Source organism: Rhizobium sp. P2_G9 (genome assembly GCF_056403475.1).
In genome coordinates, this window is the sequence record NZ_JBFUFK010000065.1 from 1 (window position 1) to 22,018 (window position 22,018).

The window sequence follows — 22,018 nt, forward strand, 5'->3', positions numbered from 1 at the left end:
GGCATCCTGCTGCGCGCCGATAGCGGCTTCTGCCGTGAGGCGCTGATGGCGTGGTGCGAGGCCAACAAGGTCGATTATCTGTTCGGCCTGGCCAAGAACAAGCGCCTGATCGCCGAGATCGAGACCGAACTCGGCCAAGCCGCTGGCGAGAGCCGCCGCACCGGCAAGCCGGCGCGTCGCTTCAAGGACTTGCAGTGGTCGACGCTCGACAGTTGGAGCCGCAGGCGGCGCGTCATCGCCAAGGCCGAGGTGACCCGGGGCGACACCAATCCACGCTTCATCGTCACCTCGCTCAGCCGTGCCGAGGCAGCACCGCGCTACCTCTATGAGAACGTCTACTGTGCTCGCGGCGAGATGGAGAACCGGATCAAGGAGTGCCAGGCCGATCTGTTCGCCGACCGCACATCGGCGGCCACCATGCGGGCCAATCAGCTGCGTCTGTGGTTTGCCTCGATGGCCTATGTGCTGCTCTCAGCGCTGCGCCGCATCGGGCTGCGCTTCACCCAGTTCGCGAGCGCCAGTTGCGGCACCATCCGGCTTAAACTGCTCAAGATCGGCGCCCTCGTCACCACAAGCGTCCGCCGCGTCAGGATCGCCATGGCATCGGCTTATCCCCACCGCGATGAGTGGGAACTCGCGTACCATTACCTCCGAACCGCCGCGGCGCGTTGACGAAACAGACAGCGCACAGTCCACAACAGCCGCTGAATGCTCCCCCCGCAGTCGCCACGGCAGCGGCGCTCGCCCTGTTGACGGTCAAAATGCTGCATCGCGCCCCTGACCCGCCGCGCAAGCACCGACATCGCTGCAAAATGCCAGAAAATCTGCGCATCAAAGCAATTTCAAATCGATGTGTGAGATATCCGGGCTAGCTGCTCTTCCTAACGATCCAGGCACTTTCGACCTCCTCGAACATGAATGCCGCGTTCATTTGCGGTTCAGTGCACAAGAGTAGAACCGGATAAGAGCGGTCGAACAATCCCGCCAATCTCAGGAGAAAATTCGATGAAGAAACTCGCAATCGGCGCGATTGCTGCCGTATTTGCTACCCTATCGCTGTCCACGGTCGCCGACGCACGTCCGAATTGGCGTCATGGCTGGAATCATAGCGGCATGCACCACGGCTGGAACCATAGTGGATGGCGCGGCGGCTGGCATCACGGTTGGCGCCATGGTGGTTGGCATCGCGGACGTTGGGGCTGGCGTGGCGGTTACTGGGGCGGTCCGCGCCTGGTTATCGGCGTCGGTCCCGGCGCGTGCTACGTCAAGAAAGTTCGCCACCTCGACCACGGGCATGTGTGGGTAAGTCGCGTTCGCGTCTGCCGCTAAATCTGGCTCAGCCCGGCCTACATCAAGTCGGGCGCTCGCAGAGGAATCGCCGATAGGAACATTGAGTTTCTGTCGGCGTTGCCGCACATGAGAGATAATCAAGGACCTGGTCAGCCTTTCATCGTTTTCATATGTTTGGCACTTGTGGTTGCCTCCTGTTGTTTTGCCGCCTTGTACCTCATCTTTTTTCAAGGCGCACACGGATATTGAAACGCCGCCCGCAATACAGCGAGAACATCGCCAGACTGCGCCGCGAGTCTTAGCTTTCGGAACATGCTCCTTCAGCTTGCGTTTGCAGTTCATGGGCACCGAGAAGAATGATACTCACTACGTTGTGGCGATGTTTGCCGCAGTTGCCGCAATCGCGTTTGCAGTGCTCCTGGTAGGGGCTGTAGTCGTTCATACTCAAGGGAAGCCATTCTTCATGGTGCCCGGATAGCCTCCCGCTACCGAGCCAGTGGGGCCGTAGTCCTACTCTGACCTCCGTTATTCTCCATGTTTGTACGATCCCCACGGATCTGCCGAACTGCTACCTTCACTGGCCAGGCGGAAGTTCCTGTGCGCGATGCAGGCGCGCTACACTATCGCACATGAATATTCAATTCCGCGGCAACAAACGCCCGCTCCGCCCGCTTTTGTTGGAACCGGATGCGAACGGGACTCGTTGCGGCCATGCCATCAACGAGGATCCAATTATGTTCACACGGCCGATACCGACTGCAAGCGACCTCCAAGATCAACTCACCGACCTCAAGGGTGAAATCCTGGAATTGTCCCGGGCGCTATCTGCCACGGCAGGTGATGCGGCTGATCGCTCCAAGCCGACGATCAATCAAGCCGGCGACATACTTCATGATTTTGCGGACACTGTTCGAGGTCAAGGCCAGGCCTTGGCTGGGGCTGCCTGGGATAACCCCGGTAAGACGACATCGATCGTGTTGAGCGCAGCCCTTGTCGGGCTTGGCCTTTGGTGGCTTGTCGACGCCACGTCCAGCGGCTCAACTTCTTCGCGTTGGCGTTCCTGATGGGTAGAACGGGATTCCAACTCATCATTGGCGCACTGGTGGTGGTCTTAATTCTGTTGGGGGCCTACATTTACCGCGAACAGAGCAAGCCGGGGATAGAGATCAAGGCAAATCAAGACGGCCTCTCGATAAAGAAAAACTGACAAAACTGACGCCTGATCGGCGAAGGGCCGACGCATCGGCGTAGTTACCGAGATAATTGGTCATTTGCGGTTCAGGCGGTTTTTGCGGATTTTCTGGATCATCTTTGCGAAATGCAAAACAGCCAGCATTAGATAGACAGACGCTGCAATCGAAAGAATGGCCATCGTCCCATAGGGAACTTCCGTCGCCGCTCACTTCTCTTTCTTTGAGCCTTTGGATATTCGGGCGGCTATCGATCGAATAAACCTATATACGACAATTGCAGCGCGCTTGATCAGCCGCCATTCCCAGGCACCGGGCCGATCCGCGAGTGGCTCGCGCAGCCGATGCCGATTTATCACCAGCACCGGCAGGACCACGAAAGCCAGGATGAATACGATTACAGCTGCTGCGACAGCGTCTCTCATGCAGCCACGCCTGAGAGCTTGCGGAGCAGAATGGTCCTTAGATGCCCCTCGAAAACAAAGACGGGCTTCGTGTCGCCGACTGGGACGCAACGGAAGCAGCGCCCTTCCCTCTTCGAATTCCTTTCGGGATCGTAGACGATATCCCAGATCAGCCGGCTCTGTTGGGGACCTTCGACTTCGTATCTGCCATCGCCGGCAAACTCGACTATCCGGGCCGATATTTCGCCCTCAAGGTCGGTCCAGATAGCGTTTGAGAGCCACATGCTTGCCGAAACGCGCTCCTGATGACCAAGCGCCGCATAGGCCGCGGTCGCGCGTATCTTGACCGCGATCCCGTCCATCGTGGCGGCGCGATGCTCGACGAGGCGGAGGATGACTTTCCGCAATTCGCTTTCCGCAGACCAGTAATCGTTGAGCGCGGCTTCGAGACCGGACGTCTTGACGGCTGCGTCAATGTCAGTTTCGAACTGGACCGCGGCCTTCCGGAGGCTCCTAACCCGAGGTGAATTGATCAACGCTCCGGACTCAATGCACTGGTCGATCATGTAGGAGTAGACTCTCATGAGGCGGAAGCCGTTGTTTGGCCATGTCGGCTTTTCCATTGCCGTCGCTGTCAACGAAAACTGTCGTGTTGCCGCCCGAAAGGGCGTGTTGCAAACTTTTAACGAGGCCGGAATGACCCTATTGCGGGGCTGTTTTTCATGCTTTGTTAACCTTTTGCAGTCCGAAGAGGCGCGCAAGCAGATCGTTCTGGTCGTTGACGGTCCAGCCGCCGGAAAAGCCAAAGCCTTTCCTCAGCCACAGCATCGCTTCGAAACCCGCGATCGTTCGACGCGCAGTGTTGAATGACTGGAAGCCACCGACCTTCGGCATGTTTTTCTTCACCCGGAAGTGGTCGCTCTCGATGCCTTGCTGCAGATGCTTAGTAACATAATGGACCGGCTTCGGGTGCAGATGTCCATCATCGACGGCCGCCTTGATCGTCGAGGGAAAGGTGTTGGCGCCATCGGTACCGATCTTTCCCGGCGAGAGGAGCGGCTCGTCCTTGAGCACGTTTCGGAAGAAACGCTTCGCGGCATGAAGGTCGCGCTTTGCGGTGAGCAAGAAGTCGATCGGGTTTCCATGCTTGTCGATGGCGCGGTACAGGTAACGCCATTTGCCCCGGATCTTGACGTAGGTCTCGTCAACTCGGACGGAACCACAATGCGGTGGGCGGAACTGGCGCAGCCGCTTCTCGATGACAGGTGCATAGGCGGAGGCCAGCGATTGATGGTGCTGTGGTCGACCTCGAAGCCGCGCTCCCGGAACATTTCTTCCAAATCGCGGTAGCTCAACGGATAGCGCAGATACCAGGTCACCGCCTGCACAATCAGCCAGGCTTCGAAATGACGCCCTTTGAAATCATCCTTCGACTGGCGCTTCAGCTTCTGGGCAATGGCATTCAGAATCATGGCTACGCTCCACTATATCGGGAGCGGAATTTCTATAGGGTTGGTCAACATGCGGTTAACCAAGAAAATTTGCGACACGCCCAGTGGTTATCTTTGGGTGATATTGCGGGGAAGACGAGCCATGCGATCACAAATGGTCGCGTTACATCGGCTCAAAATAGTCGGACAGATCTCGCTTCGTGCGGTATCGTACAGTGCAATCCTTCTGCGAGACGAAAAGGTGCCAAGACCTTAATATCGATTTGCAGCGCACATTTTGCTTGCGTGTCGATTTTCATGCAAAGCCGGCTATTCCACAAAAGCCGGGTGAATTAGTCGCGCCAAACTGCTACGACTTTACATTCATTCCTCTCTTTCGGGCGTACCGACAAATGGATTTCCGATGGCACTTGTGAAAACCTCGCAACTGGGAGCAAAAGGGACCGCAAGTAAAACTGCCACAGTAGGTCCAACAGCAAGCTCCGGAGACAAGCCAGCCGCCTCACGCCGTCTTCAGGACCGGACCCGTGTCCGCCAGCAGAAAGCTGCGGAACGCATCGGGGCGGCCACCGAACAACTGGCGACGGGCGTAGCGGAGGCGGCGTCTGCCGCAGAGGAACTTCGCCGCGCACTCGAACAGATTGCGAGCGGGGCGGAAGAGGCGGCCGGTGCAGCGCACGAGTCGCTGTCAGGGACAGCTCACCTCGGTTCGAGATTTTCCGAGGCACGTTCGGAGGCCGAGGCCGGCCGCAAGCGTACCGAGGATCTCCAGAGTTCGGTTTTGGAATCTGCTGCGCAAATTGATGCCTCGATCGCTGCCGTCGACGCCAATGCCTCCCAGCAGATCGCCTCTGTCGCGGTGATCGACCGCCTGCAGGCGCAGGCGGAAAGCATAGGCGCGACGACTGTCGCGGTCGCCGATATTTCCGATCGGACCAATCTGCTGGCACTGAACGCCGCCATCGAGGCCGCGCGTGCGGGCGACGAGGGCCGAGGATTTGCGGTCGTGGCCGACGAAGTCCGCGCCTTGGCGGAAATCGCCGAGAGAAGCTCCCGTGACGTCAGCCAGAACGCCGAGACGATCGTCGCCGGTGTCACCCGGATTGCCGACCGCGTCAGGGCTGCTGCCTCCAGGGCGCAGGAACAGACGGTCGCGGGTCGGGCAATCTCCGAGGAATTGCATGCGATCCGGTCCGGCCTGACCGCCTTGTCGCAAAACAGCCAGGTGATCCTGATTGCGGCTGTCGAAGCCGAATTGGCAACGCGCGAAGCACAGAAAGGGTCTGAAACCGTTGCTGCCGCGGCCGAAGAGCAATCCGCAGCGGCGGCCGAGGCGCAGCGGGCGGTGCAGCACCAGAGTGCGGCGCTCGAGGAGAGCCAGCAGACTGCCCAGGCGCTCGCCGCGCTCGCCGATGACCTGATGAATGAAGCCGGTCGCGCGTCGCGATCAGAAGAACTGAGTTCTGCGGCGGAGCAATTATCGACGACCGTTCAGGAGCTTTCCGGTGCGGCGGCAGAAATTCTAAGCGCCGTCGAGCAGATAAGCCGCGGCGCGGAGGCTCAGGCTGCCGCCACGCAGCAATCCAATGCGGCGATGACGCAGATCGAAAAGAGCGCCGCCCAGGCTCAGGAAAATGCCGACCAAGCCCGCCAGCGTGCCGCGGAAGTGAAGTCGCTGCTCGCAAGGAACAAAAACGGGCTGGAGGATATCGCACGCGGAATTTCTGCAGCCCTTGGCGAAACGCGAGCCGCGCTGGCGGATTTGAACTCGCTCGGCGAGATCGGCTTTCAGATCGAGCGGACGGTCGATCGTATCGTGCTTGTCGCGGTCCAGACGAGCATGCTGGCGGTGAGCGGCTCGGTCGAGGCCGCCAGGGCGGGTGATGCCGGCCGCGGGTTTGCGGTCGTCTCGACCGATATCCGCAAGCTCGCACAGGACGCGTCTGAAAGCATTGATGGCGTCAAGAGCAGCATCCGCTTAATCCAGATTCAGATCGCGGCGGTCCAGCGGGAACTGGAAATGATCGTGGCGACTTCGGAGGCCGAGATCGCCAAGAACAAGCGCGTCGTCGATCGCCTAGAGGCGGCCGAGGCCGATGCTGAAACGATGATGCGCGGCAATGCATCGATCCTGGACGCAGCGCAGGCAATCCTCGTTGCGGCGAAGCAGGTTCAGGCCGGAACGCAGCAGATTGCATCTGTCGCCCAGGAGGCGAGCGCGGCCTCGGAACAGGCTGCCACCGCAGCAAGGGAGCAGTCGCGCGGCGCCGAGGACCTCGCCGCAGCGGTGGAGGAAATCGCTTCGCTGGCCGATGAACTCCAATTGTCCGGAAGCTGAGGCGATGGCGGACCCCTCTCAGAGCGCAGAGGCCGATCAGCGGCGTTTGGTGTTTCAGGTCGGAGAACAACGCCACGAGATCGATGCCAGCCTGGTCATGGAGGTCATCAGGTCTCCGCACATCACGCGGGTGCCGAATGGTCCGCAATCGCTGCAGGGCATCGCCAATCTCCGCGGCCGGCCCCTGCCGGTTCTGTCGATGGGCAGCATCCTCAATGGGAGTGACACGTCGTCCCGGCACGGCGGAAAGATCATCGTCTACGAACATGGGGGCGCTGTCGGCCTTCTGGTCGATGACGTGCTCAGGCTCTCGGTCAGCGCCTCGGCGTCCCCCATCCAGGGTTTTGGAAATCTTCTCGATGCTGCGTTCAATGTTTCCAAGCGCAAGCCTGTAGAGCGAACCTCCCATGTCGACAGAGACACGGGGGTTGAAGCCGCCGGCAAACTCACTGCGCTCCTGTCCTTTCGGGTTACCGGTCAACTCTACGGCCTGCCGCTCGCCAGCATTCGCGAGGTTGGCGCCCTTGGAGGGGAAATTTCCCGCGTTGCAAACTCTGAGGAAGCAATCGTCGGGCTGGTGCAGATGCGCGATGCCCTTTTCCCTGTGGTATCGCTGGCGTCGCTTCTGGGCCTGGACGCGAAAGCTCCAGTGAACGCAGGATCACGCATCGTCGTCGTCGAATTCGATGGCCAACTTGTGGGTCTCGTCGTGGACGAATTGGATGCCATCCAGCGGCTGCCGGACCATGCCATGGACGCGGTCCCCGATATTCTCCAAAAAGGGCGCGGAAGCGCGGAGATCGAGGCGATCGGCCGGATTGCGGATGGGCGTTTGCTGATTTCCATTCTGTCACCGGAAAGGCTCTTCGGTCATCGGGCGGTCAGCATTGCGATCGAACAGAACATGGGGGTGCAAGCGGTGGAGACGACGTCGAAGCAGGCTGCCATGTTTGAGCAATTCCTGATCTTCCAGCTTGGAGACGAAAGCTATGGCATGCCGATTGCAGCCGTCGACGAGGTGATCCGGGTTCCCGGAGAAGTGACACGCATGCCCGGCGCGCCATCCTTCGTGATGGGCGTTGTCAATCTTCGCGGCAAGGCGGTTCCCTTGATCGACCAGCGTGCCCGCTTCGCTGCGGCGCTCTCGACACAGACGGCCAAAGCGAGGGCTATCATCGTGACCATCGGAGGTCTTCAGGCCGGCGTCGTTGTGGACAGCGTCTCGGAGGTAAAGGCAGTCCCGGTGGACGCCCTGTCTGCCGCGCCTGAATTCTCCACTGATCGCACGGACGTCTTCGACCGTATTGCCCCGATTGACTCCGATGGCCGGATGATCCTGCTGATCGACCCGAAGGAGCTGCTGACGCGGGCGGAGCGGGATCTGATGACCACGATCGCCGAAAACAACATGGTGGCTGACAAATCGTGATCTGCCTCCTCATCGTCGAAGATTCCGCCCTGATGCGGAAATTGCTCGGCCAGATTTTCAGCAGCGAAGGAGATTTCGACATCCACTTCGCCCGTGACGGAGCCGAGGCGCTGAAGATCATTCCAGGCATTCGGCCCGATGTTGTTACGCTCGATATTCATATGCCGTTGATGGATGGACTGGCCTGCCTCGATCGCATCATGCTGGAGCATCCCTGTCCAGTGGTCATGGTCTCTTCGCTTACGGAGGAAGGGGCGGAGGAGACATTGACGGCGCTCGAAATCGGTGCCGTCGATTTTATTGCCAAACCGAGCGGCGCGATTTCACTGGGGATCGACGAACTCAGTCCTCGGCTGGTCGAGAAAGTCCGCACGGCCGCGTCGGTGCGTATTCGACGAAGCCGTCGGCTTGCCGAGCGCTTGCGTCTTGCACAGCCGCTTTCACCTGAAAAGAGGCCCTTGTCTCGCAGTCGACAAAGTACTCCGCCGGCGGCGCGAAGGGACATGAGCAAACCCGGTCTCGTGCTGATCGGGACGTCGACGGGCGGTCCGCCCGCGCTCGACACGGTGCTGACCAACTTGCCGGCGAACTTTGCCTGGCCGGTTGTCGTTGCCCAGCATATGCCGGTCTCCTTTACAGGCCCTCTCGCACGGAGGCTGGACAAGATATGCGACATGAAGGTCAGCGAAGTGACGCAACAGACGAAGCTTGAACCAGGCAATGTCTACATCGCAAAGGGAGATACCGATATCGTCATCTCCACTCGCGCCGGGTCGCTGGTGGCGATGGCCGCTCCGCGGGATCAGGCCTATCCGTGGCATCCCAGCGTCGACCGGATGGTGCGGTCGGCCATGCAGCATGTCCCGGCGACTGACCTCATAGGTATTTTGATGACCGGCATGGGCAATGACGGTGCAGCCGCGATGGCCGACCTTCAGGCAGCCGGAGGATATACAATTGCCGAGGCCGAAGAGACGGCCGTCGTGTGGGGCATGCCCGGCGAACTCGTGCGCCTCAACGGCGCGACATTGATAAAACGCGTCGACGAGATCGGCCCGAGCCTCATGGATTGGGTCGGATGATGGCAACGCCTCCGTTGAAACCGGCAGATGATGCCCCCTCCCCGCTAGCAGCAAGCGACCTGGAGGAAATCTGTGCGATTATCTACAAACGCAGCGGCATGGTCTTCAGCGAAGCCAAGCGCTACTATATCGAACGTCGTATTACCGATCTGATCCATCGGCGGCAGGCGCAATCGGTGAGAAACTATATCTCGATCCTGCGCGGCGACCCACGCGAGTCCGAACTGCTGATCAACAGCTTCACTGTCAATGAAACCTATTTTTACCGCGAGCAGCATCAGCTTGCCTGTCTGAGCAATTCGATTCTGCCGGATGTCATTGGCTCAAAAAAACCAGGCGACCGTATCCGCATCTGGTCGATGCCTTGCTCGAGCGGCGAAGAACCCTATTCGATCGCGATATGGCTGTTGGAAAATTGGCGCCTAGTCGATGCTTATAACATCGAGATCGTCGGCTCCGACATCGACACCGCTATCCTGCGGCAGGCAGTCGACGGCTACTTTGGCCAACGTTCGCTTTCAAAACTGCCGGCAAATGTCCTTGATGTTTATTTCGAGCCGCAGAAGGATGATCAGCGCCGGCTGATCGGCGATCTCAGGGAGTCCGTCACGTTCATCAAAGGCAATATCGTCGACCGGCAGAGTCTTGGCGCGCTCGGACGTTTCGACGTGATATTCTGTCGCAACCTTTTGATATATTTCGATGACGCAGCACGCGAAACCGCCGTCGGCAATATTCATTCGATGCTCTATCCAGGAGGATATATCTGCCTTGGACACACGGAATCGATGTCGCGTATCTCGGAGTCTTTCGAACCCGTGCGCTTCCCGGACGCGATCGTCTACCGCGAGGCTGGGGGCAGCTGAATGGATGAACTGCTCGCACAATTTGCTATCGAGGCACGAGAACTGGTCCAACAGGCTTCGGAAGACCTGCTTGCGCTGGAGACAAATCCGCAGAGCCGTCAAAAGCTCGAAAGCGCTTTTCGAGCAATCCATACGCTCAAGGGTTCGGTGGGCTTGTTCGATTTTGGTCCGATGCATAACGTACTGCACCTCGCGGAAGACCTTCTCTCCCACGCGAGAAATGCGACCATCGTCGTCGACGCCGCCCTGATCGATCCGATCCTGTCTGTGATAGAATGGGTCGACGACAGCATCGACGGCATCTCCCAAAACGGACAATTGTCGGAGGCACAAGACAAGCAAGCCGCTCGGCTTCTCGGTTTGCTGACCGGCGAAATGACCGGGGGTGAAACCGATGAAACAAACGTGGCCCAGACTGACATTCCGGATTGGGCGCTCTCTCTGCATCAACGCTTCGCACCGTCGGGCGCCGAAGAAGCCGTGGTTGCCATACGCTACGAGCCGCATCCCGAATGCTTCTTCAACGGCGACGACCCTTTGGCAACGGTGTTGCGATTACCCGAGGTTCGCCATCTTTCCTTAGCCCTCAAGCAGCCCGTGTCACGCCAGGACTACGACCCGTTTCGCTGCGGGCTTTTGATCGAGGTGCTTTCGGCAGGTCCGCTTTCCGAGGCAGAAGCTGTTTTCAGGCTCATCCCGGATCAAGTGACGCTGGTTTATTTTCAAGCAACCGACGAAAAACAAACCCCTGTCGTCGTCGAGACCCCAGGAGAGCGAACAGCCGACCGGCAAACCAGTACGATGCGGGTCGATTCTGCCCGTATCGATAAACTAATCGAAATCGCCGGCGAGTTGGTGACGGCAAAAAACGCCCTCATGCCGTTGGCCAACGAGGCGCGCGCACTCGGCGATGGCACGCTCGCACGACGTATCCTATCGAGCCATCACGACATCGAGCGTCTGGTTGCCTCGCTTTACAGCGCCGTCACACAAGCGCGGATGATTCCGCTTGAACAGACGTTCCGCCGGTTTCCGCGGTTGGTCCGAGAAACATCGGCTCGGCTCGGCAAGACGATCGATCTGGTCATCGAGGGAGAAACGGTCGAAGCCGACCGGGAAATCGTCGAGAACCTTTTCGAGCCACTGCTGCATCTCATTCGCAATGGCCTTGACCATGGTATCGAGCCTGAGGCCGATCGGTTGTCGAAGGCCAAGACGGCCAGGGGCCAAATTCGTCTGCGCGCGCGCCAGCGTGGCGACCAGATCGAAATCGACGTCGCCGACGATGGTCGCGGCATCGATCCCGAGCAAATCACAACGACTGCCGTCTCGCGCGGCATCGTAACGACAGACCAGGCGTCTTCTCTCTCCGAAAGAGAAATCCTGCAACTGGTGTTCGCGCCCGGCTTTTCGACCGCCTCATCGGTCTCCGACCTGTCAGGTCGAGGCGTTGGCCTCGATGTCGTCAGGAGCTCCATTCAAAGGCTTGGCGGGACGCTCGACATGCAGAGCATCGTTGGATCGGGCACGTCTTTTACCCTGAAGCTGCCGATCACTTTCTCGATGGCGCAGCTCATGGTCGTTGAGGTCGGCGGCGAGCGTTATGGCATACCGATCTCGGACGTATTGGAAACGCAGAAATTGCCGGTCGCTGCCATTCAGGCTGTACGAGCCGGTAGGGCATTCATTCTGCGCGACCGCACCGTTCCCCTTCTCTATCTGGCCAAGCTGCTGCAAATCCCATGGACGCCTCCACATGATGGCGACCTCAAAGTTTTGATCGTCAAGGCCGGCGAACAGCAGATCGGGGTGGCGGTCGACACTATCGCCGAGCGGGCCGAGACATTGACGCGGCCCCTTACAGGGCTGTTGCAAGGCGTCGGCGGAATAGCCGGAACAACGTTGCTGGGCGACGGCAGAGTTCTGCTGGTCTTGAACATCGAGGACTTGGTGCGATGACGGTCAGCTTGAACGACGACATGATCGTCTTGGCAGGAGAATGCGGCATTGAAGAGGTGGAGACGCTGGTCGTCCATCTCGAAAGCCATCCTGAATTTCGGCTTGATGTCAGCGAGGCAACATCGATCCACACTGCACTATGGCAGGCGCTGATGGTCTTCAAACCGAAGATCATCGCGGCAACAACGACATCCCCGGCGGTAAACGGCCTGCTTCAGGATCTCCGCATCTATCTCGATGAAACCCGGCAAGCAGAGGACTGAAACTTGCAAACCCATCCCCATCTCAATAAAGATATTCGGCTCGCGACAGGCGGAATCGTGATGACTAATCGGAGTATGAAATGAACGTCACAGTCCTGGTTGTGGACGACAGCAAACTGGCTCGCATCGTGGCCGGCAAAGCGATATCCGCGCTTCAGCCTGAATGGCAGCGCATAGAGGCCGGCACTGCCGCCGATGCCTTGGATATCGTCAATAGCCAGCAGGTCGATATCGCAGTCCTCGATTTCAACATGCCGGACAAGGATGGCCTTGAACTGGCATCGGAGCTGCGGGCTTCGCATCCCAACATGCCGATCGCATTGATCACCGCAAACGTGCAGGACGAAATCATTGCCCGCGCCCGTGCGCTCAATGCCACATTCGTTGCCAAGCCTGTCACGCAGGATGCCTTGAGCGCCTTTATTGCCGGAGCTGCTCTCCGGCTCAAGAAGGCGGGAGCATGAGCGAGACCGACCTGACGTTGGACGAGCTTGAGCGCGACGCGCTGACCGAACTGGTGAACATCGGCGTCAGCCGCGCTGCCGCGAGCCTGCGGAAGATGGTCAACAAGCAGGTGATCCTGTCGGTGCCGTCTGTTGAAGTGATCACGAGAAAATCGGCCGCTTCGCTGATCGGACAGCGCGAGAGCGAGACGCTGATCGCGGTTCAGCAACAATTCGAAGGACCGTTCTCGGGCAGGGCTTTGTTGATTTTTCCAGAAAGCAACGGTCTGTCTCTGGTGCGGGCCATCGTCGGCGACGAAATGAGCGAAGCCGATCTTCTGGAAATGGAAAACGAGGCGCTTGCGGAAACAGGCAACGTTATTTTGAACGGTTGCCTCGGTTCCATGGCCAACATGCTGCAGCATACATTGAAAATGTCGCTTCCAGATGTGCGAAGGGGCGACAGCAACATGCTTTTCGAAGTGTTGGGCAGGCACGGCGACGAGGGCTTCGTACTTTTTCTCTACATCAATTTCTCTGTTCGCGAGCGCGATATCCGCGGCTACATCGCGATGATCATGGACCTGCCGTCGCTGGAAAAGCTCAAGCAGCTCATTGTCGCTTTTATCAATCGCGTAATGACAGACATTGAATAGCGTGTGGCAAATGAATCTTGAGGCCAATCATGGTTGAGGATGCCGGTGCCCGGGCGGAGGAGCTGGCACGGCTGCGCTCGGAGCTCGAATTGGCGCAGCGTCGGCTGCAACTGACACTGGACGCCGCCGGCGCGCCGTGTGGCTGGGAATGGCACATCACGCAAAAGCGGCTTGTTGCCGACGCCCGGTTTGCAGCGATCACCAACCAGGACCCTGTGGCACTTGCGGATGGCGTGCCCACAGACCGCTTTTTTGCCTCCATTCATCCAGATGATCTCAAGCGCGTGAAACTCGCTGTCGCGGGGATTTTGGCCGGCTCCGAAGTGTTCTCCAAAGAGTACAGAGTGCTGCGCAACGACGGCGGCTATCGTTGGGTCCACGCCAGCGGTCGCGCCGTCCTTGATGAAGACGACCGGCCGGTCAGATTTACCGGGATGCTCGTCGACATCACCGAACAGAAGCGAGCCAATGAACAGCTTCGCATCGCACAGCTTGCAGGTGGGATCGGCACGTTCGAGCACATCGTCGGCTACGGAACACTCAATGTCTCTGAGCAATTCTGTCGGCTGTTCGGTCTGCATCCGACGAAGATCCTGCAGATTCGGACCCTCAACGGTTTGATACATCCTGATGACGATCCAATCATCGACCTCAGCGACCCCAACGGTGTTCAAAGCGAGACGAGTATCGAGTTTCGTGTTCGGCGTGCCGACGATGGTCAGGAACGCTGGCTCGCCCGCCGCGGTGAGTATGTCGACGACATCGAATCGAGCGGTCGTCGCTATATGGGCGTGATCTTCGATATCACGCACGCCAAGCAAACCCAGGAAAGCCTGCGGCGAGCCAACCTGGCTCTGGCCGAAATCGCGCGAGAAAGCCTGCGTGAGCGCGATCGCGTATGGAAGAACTCGCGCGACCTGATTGTCGTGATTGGCACAGATGGTGTGTTCCGCGATGTCAGCCCGGCCTGGTCCGAAATCCTTGGTCACCCCATCGACGAGGTTGTTGGCAGCCGCATGATCGACTTCGTCTGGGCTAACGATCGCGACCTGGTCCGGGGGAATTTGCGGGAGGCAATCGAGCAAACGCACTCCGAACTCGAAATACGCCTCACCCACAAAGATGGATCGCAACGGATCATTTCCTGGATGACCTCGCGGGAAGAGGACCGCGTCTATGCCTACGGGCGCAACGTGACCGTCGAGAAAGAACAGCAGGCGGTGCTTGAAGATACCGAAGCCCAGTTGCGTCAGGCGCAGAAGATGGAAGCTGTGGGTCAGTTGACCGGCGGCATTGCCCATGACTTCAATAATATGCTCACCGGCGTGATCGGCGCACTGTCGATGATCAAGAGGAGGATCGCTGCCGGGCGCCTGGATGAACTCGATAAGTTTATCGATGCGGCCACCACCTCGGCGCAGCGTGCAGCCTCGCTAACGCACCGGTTGCTGGCATTTTCGCGGCGCCAGTCGCTCGACCGCCAAGCGGTGGATGTCACCGAGCTGATCGGCTCGATGGAAGATCTGTTCCGGCGCACGCTCGGCGAACAGGTGGAACTGTTGATCAGTGCACCACCTGATACCTGGAAGGCGGTCACCGACGCCAATCAGCTGGAAAGCGCAATTCTCAACCTCGTCATCAATGCGCGTGATGCGATGCCGGACGGAGGCAAGCTAACCATCGAAACCGCCAATGTCGTTCTGTCGGAGGGCGATCTGGCCAGGGGCGAAACCCTCAAACCCGGCAGCTACGTAACATTGGCAGTCAGCGACACCGGCATCGGCATGTCGCGAGAGACAATTGAAAAGGCCTTTGATCCGTTTTTCACCACCAAGCCAATCGGTCAGGGAACCGGCCTCGGCCTGTCGATGATATATGGCTTTGCGCAGCAGTCGGGGGGCCATGTTCGCATCTATAGCCAGCTCGGCCTCGGAACCACGATAAAACTCTACTTGCCGGGCAGTCTCGATGAAGCGGCCTTCCAGGATGCCACGGCCAATGTGGATGTCAGTCCACCGCGCGGCGAAGGCGAGACGGTGCTGGTCGTCGAAGATGACAGTTCTGTTCGCATGCTCGTCGCGGACGTGCTCAAGGAACTTGGATATCGGGTCATCGAAGCGACGGATGGCAGCCAAGCGCTGCCCATCATCGAAGGCCGGGCACGCATCGACCTGTTGATTTCCGATGTGGGATTGCCGGGTCTTAACGGCAGGCAGCTTGCAGAGATGGCCATTGCCGCGCGCCCGTCGCTGAAAGTATTGTTCATCACCGGATATGCTGCGATGGCGGCCTCACGCGCCGATTTTCTGGCGCCTGGGATGGAGATGATCACCAAGCCCTTCGCCATCGATGATCTCGCTCAAAAGGTCCGGGAAATATTGACTGCCGCGTGACGGCGTTTCGGCGTCGAGCCGGCGGGGCAACGCTGCAAAAGCTTGGGAGCTTCAGCGCGGCCGGGCCTCTGGGCCGCCCGGGAAGCGGACCACGGCACTCCCCTTGGAGCGATCACGATGACAAGCCCAACGCCTCAGGTGTCCTGTCGCGGGCTTTCAGATATCTGAGATATCTGCGGCAAGATCACTCCGTTTTGGCCAGCGATAAGCAAGGCAATCTTCAATCGCGAGGAGCACTTCCTCCCGCCCCCAATCGCCATGCTTTGCGCCTTTGATGATTTCCATCACCTTCACGTCGATGAGATCGCGAAGTTCCGGTATGTTGACAGGGCCGTCATCACGCTTTCCCACAGGCTCAACCGTCGGTCTTCGGTCCGGCAGGTCCTCTGCCCGGGATCGTGCTGGAAGCGGCGGAAACGGGATCGCTCGCCGGGAAGGACGATTCCAGGCCTTCGTCGAGCTGCTCCTCCAGTGTTCCCGTATCCTTTGCCGCGCGGGCACTGCGCCATACTGCAGCACTCCAACAAATCGCAGCGTCTTTTCATCGCCAAATCACCAAAGTGGCGTTAACAGGAAAACTTTGCGACAGGGCCCAATAACCACCAACGCCACCAGAAACACAGCGCAAGAAAGCCAATGGCGAACCACGGCAAGCTGAATGCTGCGAAGGAGGAACGCATTCGAGATCGATATCCCTGTTTGAGTGGCGCGATTTATCGCATCAACTTGAAAGCGAAATGTGAATCGGATCGCTCGAATTGGCGGCGCAAGTTAGAAAAGAATCACTGAAAATTGCGGCTTTTGATGCGCAGGGAGTCGATGTGCAAATCCGGCACCAATATGTCCCGCGCCTGCATCGTCGGTTTCGGTTTATCGCGAGGGTCGAGCGCCGGACTGCCGTTGTGGAACTCGTCGCCCCTGCCGTGCGGCAACCTGAATTCGGCGTCGCGTCCGGAGAGACTGCTCAAATCCGAAGACAGGTCGAAAATCTGTTGCGCAACCAGATGGACCACCTGACCCTCACGCTGAATTCTGCCATTGATCGCAAGCAAGGGCGCGGAGAGAACGATGCTCCGGCGTCGCTCGAATACCTTCGGCCAAACGACGATGTTGGCCACTCCGGTTTCATCCTCGATCGTGATGAACAGGACGCCCTTCGCGGAGCCGGGCCGCTGCCGGACCAACACGAGTCCTGCGGCCATCAACCACCGTCCGTCGCGCGACGACATGGCCTCCCGGCATGTCACTATGTTTCGTGCCGAAAGGTCTCGGCGAAGGAAGGAAATCGGGTGGTCGCGCAGCGTGAGACCAGTGTGGCTATAGTCTTGTACGACCTCGCTGCCGGCTGTCATCGCTTTCAAGGTTACGTCCGGCTCGTCGAGTTCCTGAACTGTTTTGCGCTCGCGTTCGGCGGCGGCCGTCCAGAGTTCGAGCGGTTCGTCGCGCAAAGCTTTGATCGCCCAGAGCGCTTCGCGGCGCTGTAGCCCGAGCGACGGCCGGAACGCGTCCGCTTCCGCGAGCCTGACCAAACTCGCCGCGGGCACACCCGAACGTCGCCAGACGTCATCGACGGACGCAAACGGCTCCTCCCCGCGAGCGACCGCGATCCTCGCGGCGTCCATTTCTGCCAGTCCGGCGACGCGTGAGAATCCGAGGCGGACCGCGTGCCGCGTGGAGTTCGCGATTGGCTCAAGCGTGCAGTCCCATCGCGAGCGGTTGACGCAGACCGGACGCACTTCGACACCGTGCTCGCGGGCGTCGCGAACGATCTGCGCCGGAGCGTAAAAACCCATGGGTTGAGAATTGAGCAAGGCGGCGCAAAAGACATCCGGGAAATGGCATTTGATGTAGGCCGAGGCATAGGCGATGAGCGCGAATGACGCAGCGTGGCTCTCGGGGAAACCATACGACCCAAATCCTTCCAACTGCGAAAACGTCTTCTCGGCGAATTCGCGGCTGTAGCCCTTGTTGACCATCCCTTCGATGAGCGGAGTCTTGAATTTGCTGACGCCGCCGGTGAACTTGAAAGTCGCCATGCTCCGCCGCAGTTGATCCGCCTGGCCTGCCGTGAAGCCGGCGCAGACCATGGCAACCTTCATCGCCGACTCCTGAAACAGCGGCACCCCCAAGGTCTTGCCAAGTACCGCCTTGAGTTCCGGCGTCGGGTAGTCGACCGCCTCGAGGCCCTGCCGCCGGCGTAAATAGGGATGGACCATGTCACCCTGGATCGGACCGGGACGTACGATCGCTACTTGAATGACGAGGTCGTAGAACGTCCTCGGGGCCAGCCGCGGCAACATCGACATCTGCGCCCGGCTCTCGATCTGAAAGGTGCCCAAGGTGTCAGCCCGTCTGATCATTTGGTAGGTCGGCGGGTCTTCCTGCTCGATTTTGGCCAGGTCGAGATCGACGTCCTTGTGCTGCCGGAGCAGGTCGAAAGACTTCGCCATGCATGTCAGCATTCCCAAGGCGAGCACGTCCATCTTCATGAATTTCAGGGCGTCGACGTCATCCTTGTCCCATTCGACGACCTGGCGGTCCCTCATCGCGGCCGGTTCGATCGGGACCAGGTCATCTAACCGGTCCTGGGTCAGGACGAATCCACCGGGATGCTGGCTCAAATGCCGCGGCGCACCGAGCAACTGCTGGGCGAGTTCCAGGGTCAATCGAAGACGTCGATCGGCCAGCGTCAGGTTCGCTTCCTTGACCTGAGCCTCTGTGATGCCCTCCTTGCTCCAACCCCAGACACCAGCCGATAGCTGGCGGATCATGTCCTCGGGCAGGCCCAGAGCTTTGCCGACGTCACGCAGCGCGCCCTTGGCTCGGTACCTTGCGACTGCCGAGCAAAGCGCTGCCCTGTGGCGGCCATAGGTGTCATAAATCCATTGGATGACCTCCTCGCGCCGCTCATGCTCGAAGTCCACGTCTATGTCAGGCGGCTCATTCCGCTCCTGGCTGACGAAACGCTCGAAAAGGAGATCATTGGTCTCGGGGTCAATCGAGGTGATGCCGAGCACATAGCAAACGGCGGAGTTTGCCGCCGATCCCCGGCCTTGGCACAGGATGCCCCGCGAGCGGGCGAACCTGACGATCGAAAACACCGTCAGGAAGTACGGGGCGTATTTCATTGTCTCGATCAACGACAACTCGTGGCGGATCGTCTTTTCGACATGGGCGGGCAGCCCTTCCGGATATCTCGTGGCAACGCCCTGCCAGGTGAACCGCTCCAGCGACTGCTGCGCAGTCAGGCCCGGTACGATGGCTTCTTCGGGGTATTGGTATTCCAGTTCGCCCATGTCGAAGCGGCACCGATCAACGACCTCGCGCGTCCGCTCAAGGGCCTCTGGATAAGCGTTGAACAGACGCCACATCTCTTCCGGGGTCTTCAAATATCGGTCGGCATGGCGTTCGCGCCTGAAACCCAGGTTGTCGATCGTGCATCCGTTGCGGATGCAGGTCACAACATCCTGAAGCTGGCGACGCCCTGGATCATGGAAAAGGACATCGTTTGTCACGACGGTCTTCACGGCCAGGCTGTTTGCCATTTTCGAAAGATGATGAAGGCGGACCCGGTCGTTTGGGCGACGTCGCAATGTGAGCGCAAGATAGCACCTGTTTCCGAACAGCCGGGCGACCTTCCGAAGCCTTACGACGCATTCCTCATCCGCCTCCTCCGGGACGAAGACTCCGATCAGGCCCTCCTGATAGAGTGCGACGTCGTCCAGTCCCAGAATGCAGTTCCCCTTGCCGCCGCGTCCCTTCCCAAGCGAAAGAAGTCGGCAGAGCCGTGAATAGGCTGGCCGATCAGTCGGGTAGACAAGAAGTGAGAAGCCGTCCGCCAGGTCCAGCCTGCAGCCGACGACCAGCCGCACGCCCGTCGTCTTCGCCGCCTCCCATGCGCGGACGATGCCAGCAAGGCTGTTGCGATCGACTACGCCGAGGGCATCGATGCGGAGGGCTGCCGCCGTCGCGAACAGTTCCTCGGCGGAGCTGGCACCCCTCAGGAACGAGAAGTGCGTCGTGACCTGGAGTTCGGCGTATCTCATCCGAATATCCCGTGTACGAACCATTTACGGGACCCGGTCGCGCCGTCGACGCCGTCGCCGGAGCGGAAAATCCAGAGCCGCTCGCCTCTGTCGTCTTCAACGATGTAGTAGTCGCGGACAGCGTCGTATTCGCGGTCGCGTCGCCACCACTCTCCGAAGATGCGCTCCGGGCCGTCAGCGACGCGAACGTGCCTGCGCTTTCCGCGCCAGGTTATCGCGACCGGCGGATGGTCCGGAAGCAACGCCAAGACCTCGATCTCTTCCGGCTTCGCCAGCAATCGCGCGGGTCTCGGCCATCCGATTGGCCAGTCTGCTCCCGTTTCCTCGGCGAGCGGCGGCAGGACCTGAACCGACCGCTCGGGAACATCGCTTGGAAATGGAGCGAGGCGGTAGAGGCGCTGGCCGCGGTTGCCCAGGACGTCAACCAGGGGACCGATTTCCGGCTGCGACTCATCGATGAGATCGGTGGCTTCTTGTGTCTCCCATAGTGGCTCCGCAACGATAGCAGCAAGGCTCAATCGTTCGATCCCAAACCCTGGATCGATGCGTTCTATGCGGTCGCACAGCAGTTTAATGAGCCACGGCTGGTCACGGACTGGCCTGGCCGTGCCGATCCTGAGCGATTGCACGCTGTTGTCGACACGCGTCGCAAGCAGATCGGCGCGTTTGACGCCGAGGGCCTTCGTCTCGAGGACAAGGCATAGCTGCCGAACGAGGCGACGGACATACTTGGCGATCGTCTCTGCCGCTCCGATCGGTTCCGCGAATGAATGGTGCACTTCCACGATCTCAGGCGGCCGAATGGGCTCGATCGGCTCCGCCGTTCGGCCGAACATCTGGTCCAATCGCCTGCCGGGTTCCGGACCGAAGCGCAGAGCCAAATTTGCCCGCGGCAGCGCCGCCAGTTCCGCGACTGTGTCTATTCCAAGAACGCGCAGCGTGTTGACCGTCTGCTGATCGAGCCGAAGGGAGGCGACTGACAGGCGAACCACGGCGTCTTTTACACACCCCGAGGGCACTACCGTCGTCTCTTCCGACGATGCGCGAGCGATCGCGTGGGAAGCGCCCCAGGTGTCCGAGACGGCGGCCCTTGCCGACAATCCTCGGCCACGCAGGCGATTGACGATCTCCGACAGCATGAGGTGTTCACCGCCGCGGAGATGATCGGCACCCTCGGTGTCCATCACCAAACCGTCGATCCCGTCGGTCGTGACGATCGGAGTGTAATTCCTGAGCAGCCAAAGCGCCAGGCGATCGAGGCTAAGTCTGTCTTCCTCCGGGTCGTCGTCTATCATCACGACATTCGCCGCCAATGCTTGCGCCTTGCTCGCCGCCATTCCCGGCCTCACGCCCAAAGCACGCGCGATGCCGTCTGCGGCGCGGACGAGGCGTCGTGACCCTATTCTCTCGATCACCACGACGGGGCGGTCAGCGGGAAGCACGTCCGGTGACATGACGCGCCTGATCCTGTCGATCGAGAGATTCGGAAAATAGATCGAGACGACCCTTGCCATCGCATGCTCCGACGCGGAATTCGCAACTTTCGCCCGCGCGCACTCTCAACAATTCGACTAACCAGCGCGGTCGCCCCACACCCGGCGCTGGCAATGGCTCGGAGGGCAGGACGCTGACGCGCCACCGTGTCGTTGACGCCGTCGGTTGCCCGTAATCGGAAGCTTCGTTCTGCCGACGCCAGCGTCGCAAAGCGATGCCCATTGAGCCAGCCTTTTCCGCGGCAAGGTGCAGACGCCGCGACACGGGCATCGGCAACCGGACAATTTCGGCGACGACCACGCCGAGGCCTCCGTGCCGAAGGCCCTCTTCGAAGGACGCGAGCACGTCCTCTTCGCGGCCTGCCTCGCAATAGATCACCCTCTCCGGGTGCAGTCCCGCCTGCGCTACGGCCGGGGCGAAGAGGTCCGGCCTTGAAAGACACCACAACACCTTGCCTTTCGTCCGCGCAGCGATCCCGGCGGCGAAGAGCGCCGCGGCCGCGCCATCGACGGTCCCCGCACCTCCGCCGGCGACTTCATGGATCGCCCCGTATGCAAGTCCACCGCCGGGCAACCTGTCGTCAATCCCGCTCACACCGAATGGCAACGCCGCCGCCGGCCGTGCTCCTGCGCCCTCGAGCCGAGCGATCTGCTCGCGGAGGCTCTCCACGATGCGGGATGTACGGGCGTGCACCATCGTTCACGGGACCTCCTG

General features: G+C 59.8%; 18 protein-coding genes and 1 pseudogene. 13 read left to right on the plus strand and 6 right to left on the minus strand.

The genetic code is table 11. The features are described 5' to 3' along the window. The 4 genes from AC1DYF_RS35625 to AC1DYF_RS35640 form a co-directional block, all read left to right on the plus strand. The coding region (locus tag AC1DYF_RS35625) for an IS1380 family transposase (RefSeq protein ID WP_477883012.1) at window positions 1–672 on the plus strand (672 nt) is incomplete at its 5' end. Window positions 673–1,005: 333 nt separating this feature from the next. Further along, window positions 1,006–1,329, plus strand: coding sequence for a hypothetical protein (locus AC1DYF_RS35630; RefSeq protein WP_477883014.1), 324 nt, complete (start codon window positions 1,006–1,008; stop codon window positions 1,327–1,329). A gap of 590 nt (window positions 1,330–1,919) precedes the next feature. After that, window positions 1,920–2,354: a hypothetical protein gene (locus tag AC1DYF_RS35635; protein ID WP_477883015.1), complete on the plus strand. Its 435-nt coding sequence runs from the start codon at window positions 1,920–1,922 to the stop codon at window positions 2,352–2,354. Continuing rightward, window positions 2,354–2,497, plus strand: coding sequence for a hypothetical protein (locus AC1DYF_RS35640; protein WP_477883017.1), 144 nt, complete (start codon window positions 2,354–2,356; stop codon window positions 2,495–2,497). Before AC1DYF_RS35635 ends, AC1DYF_RS35640 begins: the two co-directional genes overlap by 1 nt. Window positions 2,498–2,901: 404 nt before the next feature. Here AC1DYF_RS35640 and AC1DYF_RS35645 read toward each other — a convergent pair whose 3' ends face one another. Continuing rightward, complete coding sequence (locus AC1DYF_RS35645; protein WP_477883019.1) at window positions 2,902–3,468, minus strand: hypothetical protein; 567 nt, start codon at window positions 3,466–3,468, stop codon at window positions 2,902–2,904. Window positions 3,469–3,604: 136 nt separating this feature from the next. Continuing rightward, window positions 3,605–4,356, minus strand: a pseudogene (locus AC1DYF_RS35650) (IS6 family transposase). A gap of 382 nt (window positions 4,357–4,738) precedes the next feature. Here AC1DYF_RS35650 and AC1DYF_RS35655 point away from each other — a divergent pair. From AC1DYF_RS35655 to AC1DYF_RS35695, 9 genes are all read left to right on the plus strand, one after another. Next, a complete protein-coding gene (locus AC1DYF_RS35655; RefSeq protein WP_477883021.1) occupies window positions 4,739–6,673 on the plus strand; it encodes a methyl-accepting chemotaxis protein in 1,935 nt (644 codons plus the stop codon). Between the two features lie 4 nt (window positions 6,674–6,677). Next, entirely contained in the window at window positions 6,678–8,102 is a 1,425-nt protein-coding gene (locus AC1DYF_RS35660) for a chemotaxis protein CheW (RefSeq protein WP_477883023.1), read from the plus strand. Then, the gene (gene cheB / locus AC1DYF_RS35665; protein ID WP_477883024.1) at window positions 8,099–9,184 is read left to right on the plus strand and encodes a chemotaxis-specific protein-glutamate methyltransferase CheB; all 1,086 of its coding nucleotides are present in this window, start codon (window positions 8,099–8,101) and stop codon (window positions 9,182–9,184) included. Before AC1DYF_RS35660 ends, cheB begins: the two co-directional genes overlap by 4 nt. Further along, the gene (locus AC1DYF_RS35670; protein WP_477883026.1) at window positions 9,088–10,050 is read left to right on the plus strand and encodes a CheR family methyltransferase; all 963 of its coding nucleotides are present in this window, start codon (window positions 9,088–9,090) and stop codon (window positions 10,048–10,050) included. The genes cheB and AC1DYF_RS35670 overlap by 97 nt, the downstream gene beginning before the upstream one ends. Further along, window positions 10,051–12,009: a chemotaxis protein CheA gene (locus AC1DYF_RS35675; protein WP_477883028.1), complete on the plus strand. Its 1,959-nt coding sequence runs from the start codon at window positions 10,051–10,053 to the stop codon at window positions 12,007–12,009. It begins immediately after the preceding gene. Then, the gene (locus AC1DYF_RS35680) at window positions 12,006–12,272 is read left to right on the plus strand and encodes a hypothetical protein (RefSeq protein WP_477883030.1); all 267 of its coding nucleotides are present in this window, start codon (window positions 12,006–12,008) and stop codon (window positions 12,270–12,272) included. The genes AC1DYF_RS35675 and AC1DYF_RS35680 overlap by 4 nt, the downstream gene beginning before the upstream one ends. An 80-nt stretch (window positions 12,273–12,352) precedes the next feature. Beyond that, entirely contained in the window at window positions 12,353–12,736 is a 384-nt protein-coding gene (locus AC1DYF_RS35685; RefSeq protein WP_477883032.1) for a response regulator, read from the plus strand. Further along, window positions 12,733–13,371 (plus strand): chemotaxis protein CheC, encoded by a 639-nt coding sequence (locus tag AC1DYF_RS35690; RefSeq protein WP_477883034.1) that lies wholly within the window; start codon window positions 12,733–12,735, stop codon window positions 13,369–13,371. Before AC1DYF_RS35685 ends, AC1DYF_RS35690 begins: the two co-directional genes overlap by 4 nt. 29 nt (window positions 13,372–13,400) lie before the next feature. Then, on the plus strand, window positions 13,401–15,764 hold the full coding sequence (locus AC1DYF_RS35695; protein ID WP_477883036.1) for a PAS domain-containing protein: 2,364 nt from the start codon (window positions 13,401–13,403) through the stop codon (window positions 15,762–15,764). Window positions 15,765–15,920: 156 nt separating this feature from the next. Here the strand turns inward: AC1DYF_RS35695 and AC1DYF_RS35700 are convergent, their stop codons facing one another. From AC1DYF_RS35700 to AC1DYF_RS35715, 4 genes are all read right to left on the minus strand, one after another. After that, the gene (locus tag AC1DYF_RS35700; protein ID WP_477883038.1) at window positions 15,921–16,115 is read right to left on the minus strand and encodes a hypothetical protein; all 195 of its coding nucleotides are present in this window, start codon (window positions 16,113–16,115) and stop codon (window positions 15,921–15,923) included. 431 nt (window positions 16,116–16,546) lie between these two features. Beyond that, complete coding sequence (locus AC1DYF_RS35705) at window positions 16,547–19,810, minus strand: error-prone DNA polymerase (protein WP_477883040.1); 3,264 nt, start codon at window positions 19,808–19,810, stop codon at window positions 16,547–16,549. Further along, window positions 19,807–21,324 (minus strand): Y-family DNA polymerase, encoded by a 1,518-nt coding sequence (locus AC1DYF_RS35710; protein ID WP_477883042.1) that lies wholly within the window; start codon window positions 21,322–21,324, stop codon window positions 19,807–19,809. Before AC1DYF_RS35710 ends, AC1DYF_RS35705 begins: the two co-directional genes overlap by 4 nt. Beyond that, a complete protein-coding gene (locus AC1DYF_RS35715) occupies window positions 21,239–22,000 on the minus strand; it encodes an ImuA family protein (RefSeq protein ID WP_477883044.1) in 762 nt (253 codons plus the stop codon). The genes AC1DYF_RS35710 and AC1DYF_RS35715 overlap by 86 nt, the downstream gene beginning before the upstream one ends. Window positions 22,001–22,018 lie beyond the last annotated feature (18 nt).